This window comes from Streptomyces sp. PsTaAH-124 (assembly GCF_000373685.1).
GTDB lineage: Bacteria > Actinomycetota > Actinomycetes > Streptomycetales > Streptomycetaceae > Streptomyces > Streptomyces andamanensis.
This window is the reverse complement of sequence record NZ_KB892202.1, coordinates 188,968-204,644: the sequence shown is the minus strand read 5'-3', so window position 1 is coordinate 204,644 and position 15,677 is coordinate 188,968. Positions and strand designations below refer to the sequence as shown.

Genomic DNA, 15,677 nt, shown 5'->3' with positions numbered 1-15,677 from the left:
TGCCGCCGATCGGCGGGCCGGGTCGTGCATGCTGTCCCGGTGCACGGTCCGTGACGGCGCGGATCCACGGCGTACTGGGGGTTTGCGGATGGGCCGAGTGACACGGAGGGCGTTCACCGTGGCCGCCCTGTCGACGCTGGCGGTGTCGCCGGGCGCGACGGCGGCGCCCCAGCCGCCCGGCACGCCCGCGGGCGCCCGCGGCGGGCGCACCACCACCGAGATGCGCGGCATGTGGCTGGCGACCGTGGCCAACCGGGACTGGCCCTCGCGCACCGGACTGACCGTGGCCCGCCAGCGCGGCGAGCTGACCGCGCTGCTCGACGCGGCGGTGCGCCGCCGCCTCAACACGGTGATCTTCCAGGCGCGGCCCGCCGCCGACGCGCTGTGGCCCTCGCCCTACGAGCCCTGGTCGCGGTTCCTCACCGGCACCCAGGGCAAGGACCCCGGCTGGGACCCGCTGGGCACCGCCGTCACGGAGGCGCACGCCCGGGGGCTCCGGCTGCACGTCTGGTTCAACCCGTACCGGGTGGCGCTGGAGGAGGACCCGTCCCGGCTCGCCGCCTCCCACCCGGCCCGCAAGCACCCCGGCTGGACGGTGCCCTACGGCGGGAAGCTCTACTACAACCCGGGGCTGCCCGAGGTGCGCGCCTTCGTGCAGGAGGCGATGCTCGACGCGGTCCGCCGCTATCCCGTCGACGGCGTCCACTTCGACGACTACTTCTACCCGTACCCGGTGGCCGGGCGGACCTTCGACGACGCCGCCGCGTACGCCCGCCACGGCGGCGGCTTCGCGAGCAGGGCCGCCTGGCGGCGCGACAACATCGACCGGCTGGTGCGGGAGATGGCGGCCGGCGTCGCCCGGACCAGGCCCGGCACCCGGTTCGGGATCAGCCCGTTCGGTGTCTGGCGCAACGGCTCGACGGACTCACGCGGTTCGGCCACCAGGGCGGGCGTCCAGACGTACGACGACCTGTACGCGGACACCCGCCGCTGGGTGCGCGAGGGCTGGATCGACTACATCGTCCCGCAGCTGTACTGGAACATCGGCCAGAGCGCCGCCGACTACGCCGCGCTGGTGCCCTGGTGGGCCGAGGTGGCGCGGGGCAGCCGCACCCAGCTGTACGTGGGCGAGGCGCTGTACAAGGAGGGGGACGCGAGTCAGGGCACCGCCTGGCGGGACCCGGACGAGCTGTCCCGGCACCTCACCCTGGCGAAGAAGTACCCGCAGGTGCGCGGGCATGTGTTCTTCTCCGCCAAGGAGGTCGCCGCCGACCCGGCCGGGGCGATGGCGCGGGTCGTCGCCGGTCACTACCGGCAGCCGGCGCGGCCCCCGCACTGAGCCGGGGCCGTCCGGCGGGATTCTCTGGACGCGGATCCGCCCGGACCCGGTCGCGGCGCAACGCGTCCGGGCGGCCGGGCTCGCGCGGCGGATCCGCGCCGGTCACCGCTGGTGCTGGTGCTAGTGCTGGTGCCGGGGTTCCTCGTGATGACGGATCTGGCAGTCGGGGCCCGGTGACATCACGGCCTCGTGCCCGTCCTCGAACCGGACGCGGTAGGGCGGGCTGCCCTCCGTGCCCATCACTTCGACCACTTCGCTGACCTGGTCGTGCTGGCCGACCACCCGGCCGTGCTGCACGAGCTGGTCGCCTTTGGCTGCGCGCATCTGCGGGGCCTCCTCACCATGCGGGGGAGCTGCGGTCCTCGCTCCCGAGTCTACGGCGCGGAGCGCGGCCGGAACCTGGTGTGCGACCGGCGCCGGTGCGGCCCGGTCAGCCGCGCGCCCGCTGGGTGACGGCGATGCACACGAGCACGGCGGCGGCCGTCAGGGGGGCGGCCGGCGTCAGATGCTCGCCGAGCAGCAGCACCGACCACACCAGTGTGAGCAGCGGCTGGGCCAGCTGCAACTGGCTGGCCTTGGGGATGCCGATGGCCGCCATGCCCCGGTACCAGACGACCAGCCCGAGGAACTGCGAGCCCAGCGTCACCCACAGCAGCCCGGCCACCGCGTGCGCCCCCAGCCGCACCGGCTCGTACGCCAGCGCCAGCGCGGCCCCCGGCACGGTCACCGGCAGGCACAGCACCAGTGCCCAGCCGATCACCTGCCAGCCCGGCATGATCCGGGCCAGCCGCCCGCCCTCGGTGTAGCCCGCCGCGCACACCAGCAGCGCCGCGAACAGATACCCGTCGGCGGCCGACAGCGCGCCGCCGCTCTGCTGCACGGTGAAGGCGACCACGGCCGCCGCGCCCGCCAGCGCCGCCGCCCAGAACGTCCGCGAGGGCCGGGCACCGACCCGCAGGGCCGACAGCAGCGCCGTGGTGAGCGGGAGCAGGCCCACGACGACCGCCGCGTGCGCCGTCGTCGACGTCCGCAGGGCCAGCGTGGTCAGCAGCGGGAAGCCGAGGACGACCCCGGCACCCACCACCGCGAGTCCCGGCCAGTGGCGGCGCGCGGGCAGCGGCACCCCCGTCGCGAGCAGGCAGCCGCCCGCGACGAGCGCGGCGAGCACGCTGCGCACGGCCACCAGCGACCACGGCCCGAAGCCCTCCAGGCCCCACGCGGTGGCCGGGAAGGTGAGCGAGAAGGCGACGACGCCGAGGCCCGCCTGGAGGAGACCGGACCGGGGCCCGGAGGAGGCCGGCGAAGCGGCCTGGCCGTCGACCGCTATCCGGCCGCGCGCGGTAGCGCTACTCTGTGCTTCCATGCATGAGCGTAGCAGTGTGGGAGAGCTGGCCCAGCGCCTTAGGCAGGAGCTGGACCGCTACTCGCCCGGTGGAAAGCTCCCGTCCAGCAGGGCGCTGGTGGAGCGCTACCGGGTGAGCCCGGTGACCGTCTCCCGCGCCCTGGCGCACCTGGCGGCCGAGGGTCTGGTCGTCACCCGTCCCGGCGCCGGGGCGTTCCGCGCCGCGCGGCCGGCCGCCCCCGCCGCCGTCGGGGACACCTCCTGGCAGGCCGTCGCGCTCAGCGCGGACGGCGCCGCCGACCTCGTACCGCGCACGGTGGACGCCTCCGGTGTGACCGCCACGCTCGCCGTGCCGCCGCCCGGCGTGATCGAGTTCAGCGGCGGTTATCCGCACCCCTCGCTCCAGCCCGAACGGGCCATGTCCGCCGCGCTCGCCCGCGCGGGCCGCCGCCCCGGCGCGTGGGGGCGGCCCCCGCTGGAGGGCCTTCCCGAGCTGCGCGAGTGGTTCGCGCGGAGCATCGGCGGCCCCGGCGGCACGGTCACCGCGGCCGGGATCCTGATCGCGGCGGGCGGGCAGTCGGCGCTCACCACCGCCCTGCGCGCCCTGGCGCCGCCCGGCGCGCCGGTGCTGGTGGAGTCTCCGACCTATCCGGGCATGCTGGCCATCGCCCGGTCGGCGGGGCTGCGGCCCGTCCCGGTGCCGGTGGACGCCGACGGGGTGCGCCCCGAGCTGCTGGCCGACGCGTTCCGGGCGAGCGGCGCGCGGGTCTTCGTCTGCCAGCCGCTGTTCCAGAACCCCACCGGCGCGGTGCTCGCCCGCGACCGGCGCGCCGCGGTGCTGCGGACCGCCCGCGCGGCCGGGGCGTTCGTCGTCGAGGACGACTTCGTACGGCATCTGGTGCACGAGGACGCGGGACCACCGCCGCCCCCGCTGGCCGCCGACGACACGGACGGCGTGGTGGTGCACGTCGCCTCGCTGACCAAGGCGACCTCGCCCAGCTTCCGGGTGAGCGCGCTGGCCGCGCGCGGCCCGGTCCTGGAGCGGCTGCGCGCGATCCAGGTGGTCGACGCCTTCTTCGTGCCCCGGCCGCTCCAGGAGGCGGCCCTCGAACTGGTCGGCTCGCCCGCCTGGCCGCGCCATCTGCGGGCGCTGTCGGCCGAGTTGCGCGTCCGCCGGGACGCCATGGTGAGCGCGCTGCGGCTGCACCTGCCCGAACTGGCCCCCGACCACGTCCCGTCCGGCGGCTACCACCTGTGGCCGCGCCTGCCGGACGGCGCGGACGAGACCGCCCTGACCGCCGCCGCGCTGCGGGCGGGCGTCGCCTTCACCCCGGGCCGCCCCTACTTCTGTGCCGAACCCCCGGCCGCGCACGCCCGGTTGAGCTTCGCCGCGGTCGGCGGGAGCGCCGAGATCGCCGAGGGAGTACGCCGCCTGCGCAGCGCCTGTTCCGAAGTGCTCGGCTGAGCAACCGGCAACCGGCAACCGGCAACCGGCAACCGGTACGGAACCGGGGCCGGGGGAGGGCGCGCCCCCGGCCCCGCGTGCCGTGAAACCCGCTCGACACCCGGGGACCCGGGCTGGCAGCCTCCCGCCATGACCGACATCCCACAGCCGGCCGACGGCTACGAGATCTCCGCCGACCCCGCCCGCATCGACGCCGCCCGGGTGCACCGCTGGCTCTCCACGGACGCGTACTGGGCGCTCGGCCGCCCGCGCGAGACACAGGACCGGGCCATCGCGGGATCCCTGAACTTCGGGGTGTTCGACACGGCCCGCGGCGAGCAGGTCGGCTACGCCCGGGTCGTCACCGACCTGACCACCTTCGCCTGGCTGTGCGACGTGTACATCGATCCGGCCGTGCGCGGCAAGGGCCTCGGCAGTGCGCTCGTCGCCGCTGTGCGCGAACACCTGCGGCCCCTCGGGGTGCGCCGGATCGTGCTGGCCACGGACGATGCGCACGGCGTCTACGAGAAGCTCGGCTTCCGGCCGCTGGAGCGGCCCGGCCAGTGGATGGCGCTCGCCCTGGGCTGACCGGCGCCCTCAGTCCGCGCCCGCGCCCGGAGCGGCCCGGGTGGCCGCGCTGTCCGGGCCGCCAGGGCTGTCCGAGCCGTCGGGGCCGTCCGGCCCGTCCGGGCCGGTCGGGCACCGGGTGTAGTCGGTGGTGAGCACCAGGTCCTTCGCCGGGCCGCCCACCCGCCACACCGTGCGCCAGTGGTCGGCGTCCCGGACGGTGAACTCGCCCCGGTAGAGGTCCGCCGAGCAGGGATGGTCGGCGACGTACCGGCCCGAGGACAGGTCCAGGTCGTGGAAGGGCCGCCCGTCCGCGAACCGCACGTCCGCGCCGCCCGGCGCGGCGCCGGGCAGGAAGCGCAGGGTGCGCTCGGCGGGGCGGGCCGTGCCCCGCCACTCGAAGGTGCCCGACTCGTGGTGCAGCAGCCCGCCGCCCTCCAGCGCACCGAAGTCGGTCACCCCGGTGAAGGCGCCCTCGTCACCGGTGGCCAGGTCGCGCACCGCCCGCTCGACCCGCCACCGCCCGGCCAGATAGGCCAGCGCGTCCGGCACCGGCCAGTACTCGCCCATCGTCCCCGCCTCCGTCCGCGCGCCGCCGCGCTCCGCCTGGGTCATCCCCTTCAGGATGCGGCAGGGACGGACGCGGATCCTGACCGCCCCTCGCCGAGCGGCAGCAGCCCCCGCTCGGCGAAGACCTTCTTGGCCACGAAGGTGGCGTTGAGGGACTTGGGGAAGCCGCAGTACCCGGCCGCGTGCAGCATCGCCTCGGTGATCTGCTCCGGGGTGAGGCCCACGTTGAGGGCCGCGTTCACGTGCACCTCCAGCTGGGGCTCGCAGCCGCCGAGCGCGGTCAGCATGCCCAGCGTCACCAACTGGCGGTCGCGCGGCGCCAGTTCCTCGCGGGCATAGATCTCGCCGAAGCCCCAGGAGACGATCTGGTGGCCCAGCTCGGGGCTGATGTCGGCGAGCGAGTCGACGACCCGCTGCCCCGCCTCGCCGTCGACGCTCCGCAGTACCTCGAGCCCGTGGGCGAAGCGCTCGTCCCGGGTGGTGTGCTCGCTCATGTCCGCTCTTCCGTCCCCGTCCGCCGCTCGTGCAGCAGCCGTTCATAGTGATCGATCTTGTCGTCCAGCGTGTGGGCGTTGCGCCGCAGTGCCCGGATGCGGTCGGCCAGGCCGGCACGGTGCTCGCGGAGCATCGCCAGCCGCTCGGGCACCGTCGCGTCGCCCTGGGCCCGCAGCGTCGCGAAGCGCTGCATGTCGGCGATCGACATGCCCGTCTCGCGCAGCCGCAGCAGGAACTCCAGCCAGGCCAGGTCCGCCGCCTCGTACCGCCGCTGGTTGCCGGTGGTGCGGCCGACCCGCTGGATCAGGCCGGCCCGCTCGTAGTAGCGCAGGGTGTCGTGCGAGAGGCCCGTGCGCTCAGCGACCTGGGCGATGGTCAGAGTCGTTCCCCGTCCCGCCGGGACGGGCTGTCCGCTGGTCATGGAAGAACCGTAGAACCTGGAGCGCGCTCCAGGTCAAGCATGGCCTCGGGGGCGTCCGCGGCGGCCCCGGCGGGCGCCGGGCGCGGACCCGTCGGCCCGCGCCGATTCAATTAACCCCCGGATCATTTTCCTGACGGTTCGAGTTTCCCTGACGGAAACAGGATGCCGGAGAATACTGCTGCGCATTCGAGTTCGCGGCACCATTTCCGGGCGACGGTACAGCCGACGGGAAGTCCGGGTGTCCGGCCGGCGAATCACCGACGCGCGGAGAGTCAACTCCCCTCCTCCGACGAGACGCCGCACGTGCCGAATTCCCCGGGAGCCTGCCGAGAATGGACCGCCCAACCCTGCCGAGCAGCCCTCGCGGAGCCGCGCGGCGACGAGCGGACGGGAACGGCGCCCCGGTCTCCGTACGCCGGTGGCGGCGCCCCGGGCAGTCCGCCGCCCTGCTCGCCGCCCTGCTCACCGCCGTCGTGTGCTGCGCCGCCGACGCGGTCGCGGGCAGCTACCCCTTCGGGCCCCGCACCCGCGACGTCAACGACCTGGGCAACCAGTACGTGCCCTTCCACGCCCACCTGTGGGACCTGCTGCACGGCCGGGCCGACGGCGGACTGCTCGTCAACTGGCAGTCCGGCTACGGCTCCAGCTTCCTGCCCGACCTGGGGACCTACCTCAGCAGCCCGTTCGCGCCGCTGGTCGCGCTGTTCCCGCGCGACGAGATCGACCTCGCCGTCTACACCGTCACCGTCCTGAAGACCGCCGCCGCCGGTGCCGCCATGGCCTGGCTGCTGCTGCGCCTGCGCCCCGGCCGCTGGTGGGCCGCCGGGCTGCTGGGCGCCGCCTACGCCCTGTGCGGCTGGTCCCTGGCGGACGCCTCCTACAACCCGATGTGGCTCGACGGTCTGATCGCGCTGCCCCTGCTGTGCCTGGTCGGCGAATGGGCGCGGGCCGGACGGCGCCGGCTGCTGGGCGTGGTGATCGTGGCGCTCGCCTGGACGGCCAACTTCTACACCGCCTACATGGCCACGCTCGGCGCCGGACTGGTGCTGCTGCTGCGCCTGTGGCTCGGCGGCGTGCCGCGCCGGCGCGCGCTGACCGCCGCGGGCCGCGCCGCCGCCACCGTCGTCCTCGGCGTGGGCCTGTCCGCGCCGCTGGTCGCGGTGGTCTACCTCGGCACCAAGCACGCCTACCCGGGCCGGGTCACCCACTTCTCGCCGGTGCCCACCGAGGACGTGCTGGCCCGGCTGCTGCCCACCACGTACGGCTTCGGCAGCCCCGCCCTGTTCGTGGGCACCACGGCCCTGCTGCTCGTCCTCGCGCTGCCTTTCCACCGCGCGGCACCCCGGCGGGTGCGCGTCGGCTGGCCCGCGCTGGTGGCCGTCGTGGCGCTGTCGATGCAGTGGACGCCGACCCATCTGGCCTGGCACGCCTTCGCCACCCCGAACGGCAGCCCGTACCGCCAGGCGTTCGTGCTCTGCGCCCTGCTGGTGACCGCAGCCTGGTACACCCTGTCCTACGGCGTCCCGGCCCCGCGCGCGCTGGGCGCGGCGGCGGCGCTGCTCGCCCTGATCGCCGCCGTGGCGAGCGGCAGCGGCCTGGTGCGCCCCTTCGCCTGGCCGATCCTGCTCACGGCCGCCGTCGGCGCCCTCGGCGGCCTCCTGCTGCTCGGCCGCGCGGAACGGGCGGAGCGAGCGGACGCGGCGGAGCAAGCGGACAGGGCGGAGCGGGCGGACGGGGCGGCGGCCGGGACGGACGAAGCCGCGACCGCCGCCATCGACGCGACCGTCGCCACCGACGACGCCGCCGGACCCCCGGCGCCCGCGTCCGCGACGGCCGCCGCCGCGAGGCGCCACCGCGCCGTCCTCGTCGGCCTCGCCGTGGTGCTGCTGACCGGCGCCCAGCTGGGCGAGGCCACCGCGACCTCCGCCGTGGCGACCCGGCTGCGCCTGGGCCACCTGGACGACTACGCGCCCTGGGGGACCCGGCAGCAGCGGCAGGCGGACGTGATCGCGCGGGCCGAGGACTGGCCCCGCTACCGCACCGACCCGGGCCGGGAGCAGACCGTGGGCAACGACCCGATGATGGTGGGCGGCCAGGGCGCCCAGTACTACAGCAGTCTCACCGCGGACGTGCTCAGCCGGATGCTCACCGCCCTCGGCGACGGCTGGACCTCGCGCGGCCGCAACCTCCAGAGCCTGGACAACGCCGTCACGGACGCGGTCTTCTCCGTGGGCGCCCGGGTGCACTCCCCGCCCGACCAGCACCAGCGCTGGAACCCGCGCGACCGCGGCGCGCCGACCGTGTCCCGCCAAGACGTGCCCGCGCTGGTCACCGTCCGGCCGGCCGGTGCCGCCGCAGCCGCCCGCGCCGGTGTCGCGGCCTTCGGTCCCTCGCCGTACCGCAACCAGGAGCGGGTGCTGGGCGCCCGCGTCTACACCGTGCCCGGCTTCACCGTGCGCACCGCGGCGGGGGAGCGGCAGGACCTCGGCGGCGGCGCGGGCGGCGGCGACGTACGGATCGAGGCGGCGCGCCGAGGCACCGCCGGGACGGGCGGCGCGGCGAAGCCGTCGATCACCGCGAGCTGCCCGGCCGGCAGCGAGGTCTATCTGTGGGCGCCGCACTTCTCCGGCACCGCCCGGCTCACCGCCGCCCCGGCGGGCGCCGCCGGACCGGGCGCCGCCTACGGCCCGACCGGCCGGTTCGCGTCGGACGGCGCCAAGATCGCCGCCATGCAGCGGCTCGGCCGGGTCCCGGCGTCCGGGCGGCTGCGGGTCGAACTGGCGCCCAGCAGGACCGGGACCGTCCCGGACGGCGCGGTCGGCTGCCTGGACACCGCCCGGCTGGCCGCCGCCGTACGGCACCTCAAGGCCACCGGCGCGAGCGAGGTGAGCGTCTCCGGCGGCACGCTGCACGCCCGGCTCCCGGCCGGCAGCACCGGCACCGCCGTCGTCGCGGCGCCCCGGATCGCCGGCTGGCGGTGCGCCGCCGACGGAAAGGCCCCGGTGCCCGCCGAGCAGTACTACGGCCTGATCGCCGTGCCGCTGGACGGCTCCGCGACCGGCCTCACCTGCACCTTCCATCCGCCGGGCCTGCGCCTGGGGGCCGCCGTCGGCGGTGCCTCGCTGCTGGTCCTGGCCCTCCTGGGCGTCCTCGGCGCCGTCCGCCGCAGGCGGCCCGCCCACCGTCCCGCCCCGTCCCGTACGCCCACCCACCCGCGCGAGCGCACGACCAGCGCTCTGTGACACCGTCCTCCCTGGGGGGAGAACCATGCTCATCTCGATCGTCGCACCCTGCTACAACGAGGAAGACGTCATAGAACGCTTCCACGAGGCCGTCCAGCAGGTCGCCGACGACCTGCTGCCGCTCGGCCACGACATGGAGTTCGTGTACGTCGACGACGGCAGCCGCGACCGCACGCTCCCGCTGCTCCAGCAACTGGCCGCCGCCGACCCGCGGGTGCGCTACGTCTCCTTCAGCCGCAACTTCGGCAAGGAGGCGGCCCTGCTGGCGGGCCTGCGCCACGCCACGGGGGACTCCGTGGTCGTCATGGACGCCGACCTCCAGCACCCGCCGGAGCTGATCCGCCGCATGGTCGAGCTGCGCGGCCAGGGCTGGGACCAGGTCCTGGCCCGGCGCAGCCGGAAGGGCGACCGGGTCACCCGCACCCTCACCGCCCGCCTGTACTACCGGCTGGTCAACCGCCTGGTCGACGTGGAACTCAAGGACGGCGTGGGCGACTTCCGGCTGCTGTCGCGGCGCGTGGTGGACGCGGTGCTGGAGCTGACCGAGTACAACCGCTTCTCCAAGGGCCTGTTCGCCTGGGTGGGCTTCCCCACCACCACCTTCGAGTACGAGAACGCGGTGCGTGAGCACGGCAGCAGCTCCTGGACGCTGAAGTCGCTGCTGAACTACGGTCTGGACGGGCTGCTCTCGTTCAACAACAGGCCGCTGCGCGCAGCCCTGCACCTGGGCATGTGGCTGCTGCTGTGCGCGGGCGTCTACACCGCGTGGATCGTGGGCGCGGCGCTCGTCAACGGCGTGCAGACCCCGGGCTATGTCACCATCATCGCGGCCGTCACGGCGCTCGCGGGCGTGCAGATGGTCATGCTGGGGGTCATCGGGGAGTACACCGGCCGCATCTACTACGAGGTCAAGGGGCGCCCGCACTTCCTGGTGAAGGAGAGCAACGTGGAGCGGACGAAGGATCTCATTCCCTGATGCGTAACCCGATGGCGAGGCAGGTCGTCACTTTCGCCGTGGTCGGCGCCCTGAACACGGCGACGTACTACCTTCTCTATCTGTTGTTCCTCACACGCCTGCCGTATCTCCTCGCGCATGTCCTGGCGTTCTTCCTCAGCATGATCGGCTCTTTCTTCCTGAACGCGCGTTTCACTTATCGCACCCGGCCGACCTGGCGGAAATTCCTGCTGTTCCCGCTCACCAACGCGGCCAATTTCGTGATCACCACGGCGGGGGTCTATGTGATCGTCGACGTGCTGCACGCCGGGAGCCGGTTCGCCCCGCTGCTCGCGTCGGCGGCGGCGATCCCGGTGACCTTCGTCGTCTCCCGGTGGATCATGCTTCCCAAGGGGGACCCGGTCCAGGAAGGCCGGATTGCATAAACGTGCATCGCTACGTATAGTCATGCCATCGAGGAGGAGGGCTCATGGCTGTACGTGTGGCGATCGCCGGAGCGAGTGGATACGCGGGCGGAGAAGCGCTGCGTCTGCTGCTCGCGCACCCCGGGGTCGAGATCGGTGCCCTGACCGGCAACTCCAACGCCGGTCAACGGCTCGGCACGCTCCAGCCGCACCTGCTGCCGCTGGCCGACCGGGTGCTCGCGCCCACCACGCCCGAGGCGCTGTCCGGCCATGACGTCGTCTTCCTCGCCCTGCCGCACGGCCAGTCCGCCGCCGTCGCCGAGCAGCTCGGCCCGGATGTCCTCGTCATCGACATGGGCGCCGACTTCCGGCTGAAGGACCCGGCCGACTGGGAGCGCTTCTACGGCTCCGCGCACGCCGGGACCTGGCCCTACGGCCTCCCCGAACTGCCGGGCGGCCGCGCCGCGCTGGAGGGGTCCAAGCGCATCGCGGTGCCCGGTTGCTACCCCACCGCCGCCTCCCTCGCCCTGGTCCCCGCCTACGCGGCCGGACTCGTCGAGAACGAGGCGGTGATCGTCGCCGCCTCCGGCACCTCCGGCGCGGGCAAGGCCCCCAAGGCACACCTGCTCGGCTCCGAGGTCATGGGCTCCATGTCCCCCTACGGCGTGGGCGGCGGCCACCGGCACACCCCCGAGATGATGCAGAACCTCGGCGCGGCGGCGGGCGAGCCGGTCACGGTCTCCTTCACCCCGACCCTCGCCCCGATGCCCCGCGGCATCCTCGCCACGTGCAGCGCGAAGGCCCGGGAGGGCGTCGGCGCGGAGTCGGTGCGCGCCGCCTACGAGAAGGCGTACGCCGACGAGCCCTTCGTCCGCCTCCTGCCCGAGGGGCAGTGGCCCGCCACCGGCGCGGTGTACGGCTCCAACGCGGTGCAGATCCAGGTGGCGTACGACCCCGCCGCGCACCGCGTCATCGCGATCAGCGCCCTGGACAACCTGACCAAGGGCACCGCGGGCGGCGCGGTGCAGAGCATGAACATCGCCCTCGGGCTCGATGAGTCCACCGGACTTTCGACGATCGGAGTCGCACCGTGAGCGTCACGGCAGCCAAGGGATTCCAGGCGGCGGGCATCGCCGCCGGGATCAAGGAGAACGGCAACCCGGACCTGGCCCTCGTGGTCAACACCGGGCCGCGCCGCGCCGCCGCGGGCGTCTTCACCGCCAACCGCGTCAAGGCCGCCCCGGTGCTGTGGTCCGAGCAGGTCCTGAAGTCCGGCCGGCTCTCCGCGGTGGTCCTCAACTCCGGCGGCGCCAACGCCTGTACGGGTCCCAAGGGCTTCCAGGACACCCACGCCACCGCGGAGAAGGCCGCCGAGGTGCTCGGGGTCGGCGCCGGTGAGGTCGCCGTCTGCTCCACCGGCCTGATCGGTGTGCTGCTGCCGATGGACAAGCTGCTGCCGGGCGTCGCGAGCGCGGCCGCGGCGCTGAGCGAGCACGGCGGCGAGAAGGCCGCCATCGCCATCAAGACCACCGACACGGTGCACAAGACGTCCGTGGTCTCCCGCGCGGGCTGGACGGTGGGCGGCATGGCAAAGGGCGCGGGTATGCTCGCGCCGGGCCTCGCCACCATGCTCGTCGTCCTCACCACCGACGCCGACCTGGACAGCGCCGCCCTGGACCGGGCGCTGCGCGCGGCAACCCGGGTCACCTTCGACCGGGTCGACTCCGACGGCTGCATGTCCACCAACGACACCGTGCTGCTGCTCGCCTCCGGCGCCTCCGGCACCGTCCCGGCCGAGGACGACTTCGCCGACGCCGTGCGCGCCGTCTGCGCCGACCTCGGCCGCCAGCTCATCGGGGACGCCGAGGGCGCCAGCAAGGACATCCAGGTCGAGGTGGTGGGCGCCGCCACCGAGGAGGACGCCGTCGAGGTGGGCCGCTCCATCGCCCGCAACAACCTCCTCAAGTGCGCCCTGCACGGCGAGGACCCCAACTGGGGCCGCGTCCTGTCCGCGATCGGCACCACCCGGGCCGCCTTCGAGCCCGACCGGCTCAACGTCGCCATCAACGGCGTGTGGGTGTGCAAGAACGGCGGCGTGGGCGAGGACCGCGACAAGGTCGACATGCGTTACCGCGAGGTGCACATCGTCGCCGACCTCGCGGCGGGCACCGAGACCGCCACCATCTGGACCAACGACCTCACCGCGGACTACGTCCACGAGAACAGCGCGTACTCCTCATGACCACGACCCGCAGGCACACGGCCCTGCCGAAGGCGAAGATCCTCATCGAGGCGCTGCCCTGGCTGACCCGCCACCACGGCAGGACGGTGGTCATCAAGTTCGGCGGCAACGCGATGGTCGACGAGGAGCTGAAGGCGGCGTTCGCGCAGGACGTGGTGTTCCTGCGGCACGCCGGTCTCAAGCCGGTCGTCGTGCACGGCGGCGGCCCGCAGATCAGCGCGGCCCTGGACCGGCACGGCATCGTCAGCGAGTTCAAGGCGGGCCTGCGCGTCACCAGCGAGGAGGCCATGGACGTCGTACGGATGGTGCTGGCCGGGCAGGTCCAGCGCGAGCTGGTCGGTCTGCTCAACCAGCACGGTCCGCTCGCCGTCGGCCTCACCGGCGAGGACGCGCACACCATCACCGCCACCCGGCACGTCCCCGAGATCGACGGCGAACCGGTCGACATCGGACGGGTCGGGGAGATCACCGCCATCGACACCGGCGCCATCGAGGCCCTGCTCGCCGACGGCCGTATCCCGGTCGTCTCCTCGATCGCCCGCTCCGAGGACGACGGACATGTCTACAACGTCAATGCTGATACGGCGGCTGCGGCACTCGCTGCGGCACTGGGCGCCGAGACCCTCATGGTCCTCACCGACGTCGAGGGCCTCTACGAGGACTGGCCGCACTCCGACGAGGTGATCAGCAGGCTCACCGCGAGCCAGCTGGAGAAGCTGCTGCCGGACCTGTCCGCCGGCATGGTGCCGAAGATGCGGGGCTGTCTGCACGCCGTGCGCGGCGGGGTGAACACCGCCCGCGTCATCGACGGCCGGGTCCAGCACTCGATCCTGCTGGAGATCTTCACCGACGAGGGCATCGGCACGATGGTCGTGCCGGACGAAGAGGGGGAGTCGTGAGCAACGCGGAACTGACCGCCCGCTGGCAGGGCGCGCTGATGAACAACTACGGCACGCCGCGCCTGCCCCTGGTCCGCGGCGCGGGCACCCGGCTGTGGGACGCCGACGGCAAGGAGTACGTGGACTTCGTCGGCGGCATCGCCGTCAACGCGCTCGGCCACGCCCACCCGGCGGTCGTCGAGGCCGTGAGCCGGCAGATCGCCTCGCTCGGCCATGTCTCCAACCTGTTCGTCGCCGAGCCGCCCGTCGCCCTCGCCGAACGGCTCCTCCAGCACTTCGGCCGCGACGGCAAGGTGTTCTTCTGCAACTCCGGCGCCGAGGCCAACGAGGGCGCCTTCAAGATCGGCCGGCTCACCGGGCGCACCGGCATGGTCGCCACCGAGGGCGGTTTCCACGGCCGCACCATGGGCGCCCTGGCGCTGACCGGCCAGCCCGGCAAGCAGGAGCCCTTCCTGCCGCTGCCCGGCGACGTCACCCATGTGCCCTACGGCGACGCGCAGGCGCTGGCCGCCGCGGTCACCGAGGACACCGCCCTGGTGATCATCGAGCCGGTCCAGGGCGAGAACGGCGTGGTCGTCCCGCCCCCCGGCTATCTGAAGGCGGCCCGCGCCATCACCGCCGCCACCGGCGCGCTGCTCGTGCTGGACGAGGTGCAGACCGGCGTCGGCCGCACCGGGCACTGGTTCGAGTACCAGGCCCACGAGGGCGTCCTGCCGGATGTCGTCACCCTCGCCAAGGGGCTGGGCGGCGGGCTGCCGCTCGGCGCGACCGTCGCCTTCGGCCGGGCCGCCGAGCTGCTCCAGCCGGGCCAGCACGGCACCACCTTCGGCGGCAACCCGGTGGCCTGCGCCGCCGGGCTCGCCGTCCTGGACACCATCGCGGGCGAAGGGCTGCTGGACAACGTCAAGCGGCAGAGCGAGCGGCTGCGCGAGGGCGTCGAGTCCCTCGGCCACCCGCTCGTCGACCACGTCAGGGGCGCGGGCCTGCTCCTGGGTATCGTGCTCACCGGGCCGCACGCGCCGCGGGCGCAGCAGGCGGCCCAGGAGGCCGGCTTCCTCGTGAACGCGCCCGCACCCGACGTCGTCCGGCTGATGCCGCCGCTGAACCTCGGCGACGACGACGTGGACGCGTTCCTGCGGGCACTGCCCGGCATCCTGGACACCACCGACGGGGACGCATGATCCGGAGAATGGGACGACGATGAGTCAGGCACAGGACCACGGGCACACCGACGCGTCGGGCGCCGGGCCCGCCCTGCCGCAGACCCGCACCGCACGCCACCGCCGGATCGTGGACATCCTCAACCGGCAACCGGTGCGCTCGCAGAGCCAGTTGGCGAAGCTGCTGGCGGACGACGGGCTGAGCGTCACCCAGGCGACGCTCTCCCGCGACCTCGACGAGCTGAACGCGGTGAAGATCCGCAACAACGAGGGCGACCTCATCTACGCGGTCCCCAGCGAGGGCGGCTTCCGCACCCCGCGCGCGCCGCTGGGCGAGTCCGCCAAGGAGGAGCGGATGCGGCGGCTCTCCCAGGAGCTGCTGATCTCGGCGGAGGCGTCGGCGAACCTCGTGGTCCTGCGCACCCCGCCGGGCGCCGCCCAGTTCCTGGCCTCCGCGATCGACCAGGCGGAGCTCCAGGACATCCTGGGCACCATCGCGGGCGACGACACCCTGATGCTGATCAGCCGCGACCCGACCGGCGGCCAGGCGCTCGCCGACCATCTGCTGCGCCTGGCCCAGAACGGCCACTGACCGCC

The 15,677-nt window shown here is 74.2% G+C and carries 15 protein-coding genes and 1 pseudogene; 11 read left to right on the top strand and 5 right to left on the bottom strand.

Annotation, left to right across the window (positions count from 1 at the left end):
* Window positions 1-88: 88 nt before the first annotated feature.
* Window positions 89-1,339: a glycoside hydrolase family 10 protein gene (locus B086_RS0130855; protein WP_026252940.1), complete on the top strand. Its 1,251-nt coding sequence runs from the start codon at window positions 89-91 to the stop codon at window positions 1,337-1,339.
* 120 nt (window positions 1,340-1,459) lie between these two features.
* On the opposite strand, the gene B086_RS0130850 is transcribed toward B086_RS0130855, so the two are convergent.
* Both B086_RS0130850 and B086_RS0130845 read right to left on the bottom strand, forming a co-directional pair.
* On the bottom strand, window positions 1,460-1,663 hold the full coding sequence (locus B086_RS0130850; RefSeq protein WP_018570295.1) for a DUF1918 domain-containing protein: 204 nt from the start codon (window positions 1,661-1,663) through the stop codon (window positions 1,460-1,462).
* Window positions 1,664-1,769: 106 nt separating this feature from the next.
* Complete coding sequence (locus B086_RS0130845; RefSeq protein WP_018570294.1) at window positions 1,770-2,702, bottom strand: DMT family transporter; 933 nt, start codon at window positions 2,700-2,702, stop codon at window positions 1,770-1,772.
* Here B086_RS0130845 and B086_RS0130840 point away from each other — a divergent pair.
* Both B086_RS0130840 and B086_RS0130835 read left to right on the top strand, forming a co-directional pair.
* Window positions 2,701-4,146: a PLP-dependent aminotransferase family protein gene (locus tag B086_RS0130840; protein WP_026252939.1), complete on the top strand. Its 1,446-nt coding sequence runs from the start codon at window positions 2,701-2,703 to the stop codon at window positions 4,144-4,146. The two genes, B086_RS0130845 and B086_RS0130840, sit on opposite strands and share 2 nt — an antisense overlap.
* 129 nt (window positions 4,147-4,275) lie before the next feature.
* Complete coding sequence (locus tag B086_RS0130835) at window positions 4,276-4,713, top strand: GNAT family N-acetyltransferase (protein WP_018570292.1); 438 nt, start codon at window positions 4,276-4,278, stop codon at window positions 4,711-4,713.
* Window positions 4,714-4,827: 114 nt separating this feature from the next.
* Here B086_RS0130835 and B086_RS41250 read toward each other — a convergent pair.
* From B086_RS41250 to B086_RS0130820, 3 genes and pseudogenes are all read right to left on the bottom strand, one after another.
* Window positions 4,828-5,262: pseudogene (locus B086_RS41250) on the bottom strand (DUF6314 family protein); the annotation flags it as partial.
* A gap of 50 nt (window positions 5,263-5,312) precedes the next feature.
* A complete protein-coding gene (locus B086_RS0130825) occupies window positions 5,313-5,756 on the bottom strand; it encodes a carboxymuconolactone decarboxylase family protein (protein ID WP_018570290.1) in 444 nt (147 codons plus the stop codon).
* The gene (locus tag B086_RS0130820; protein ID WP_018570289.1) at window positions 5,753-6,178 is read right to left on the bottom strand and encodes a MerR family transcriptional regulator; all 426 of its coding nucleotides are present in this window, start codon (window positions 6,176-6,178) and stop codon (window positions 5,753-5,755) included. The genes B086_RS0130825 and B086_RS0130820 overlap by 4 nt, the downstream gene beginning before the upstream one ends.
* 332 nt (window positions 6,179-6,510) lie before the next feature.
* On the opposite strand from B086_RS0130820, the gene B086_RS0130815 reads away from it, so the two are divergent.
* The 8 genes from B086_RS0130815 to B086_RS0130780 are packed head-to-tail and all read left to right on the top strand — an operon-like array spanning window position 6,511 to window position 15,672.
* Window positions 6,511-9,420: a YfhO family protein gene (locus tag B086_RS0130815; RefSeq protein ID WP_018570288.1), complete on the top strand. Its 2,910-nt coding sequence runs from the start codon at window positions 6,511-6,513 to the stop codon at window positions 9,418-9,420.
* 25 nt (window positions 9,421-9,445) lie between these two features.
* Window positions 9,446-10,396, top strand: coding sequence for a glycosyltransferase family 2 protein (locus B086_RS0130810; protein WP_018570287.1), 951 nt, complete (start codon window positions 9,446-9,448; stop codon window positions 10,394-10,396).
* Entirely contained in the window at window positions 10,396-10,800 is a 405-nt protein-coding gene (locus B086_RS0130805; protein WP_018570286.1) for a GtrA family protein, read from the top strand. The genes B086_RS0130810 and B086_RS0130805 overlap by 1 nt, the downstream gene beginning before the upstream one ends.
* Before the next feature lie 44 nt (window positions 10,801-10,844).
* Window positions 10,845-11,873 carry an N-acetyl-gamma-glutamyl-phosphate reductase gene (gene argC, locus B086_RS0130800; protein ID WP_026252938.1) on the top strand — a complete coding sequence of 343 codons (1,029 nt, stop codon included), beginning with the start codon at window positions 10,845-10,847 and terminating at the stop codon, window positions 11,871-11,873.
* On the top strand, window positions 11,870-13,021 hold the full coding sequence (argJ, locus tag B086_RS0130795) for a bifunctional glutamate N-acetyltransferase/amino-acid acetyltransferase ArgJ (protein ID WP_018570284.1): 1,152 nt from the start codon (window positions 11,870-11,872) through the stop codon (window positions 13,019-13,021). The genes argC and argJ overlap by 4 nt, the downstream gene beginning before the upstream one ends.
* On the top strand, window positions 13,018-13,920 hold the full coding sequence (argB, locus tag B086_RS0130790) for an acetylglutamate kinase (RefSeq protein ID WP_018570283.1): 903 nt from the start codon (window positions 13,018-13,020) through the stop codon (window positions 13,918-13,920). Before argJ ends, argB begins: the two co-directional genes overlap by 4 nt.
* Entirely contained in the window at window positions 13,917-15,101 is a 1,185-nt protein-coding gene (locus B086_RS0130785) for an acetylornithine transaminase (RefSeq protein WP_018570282.1), read from the top strand. The genes argB and B086_RS0130785 overlap by 4 nt, the downstream gene beginning before the upstream one ends.
* 19 nt (window positions 15,102-15,120) lie before the next feature.
* Window positions 15,121-15,672, top strand: coding sequence for an arginine repressor (locus B086_RS0130780; protein ID WP_018570281.1), 552 nt, complete (start codon window positions 15,121-15,123; stop codon window positions 15,670-15,672).
* Window positions 15,673-15,677: the final 5 nt, after the last annotated feature.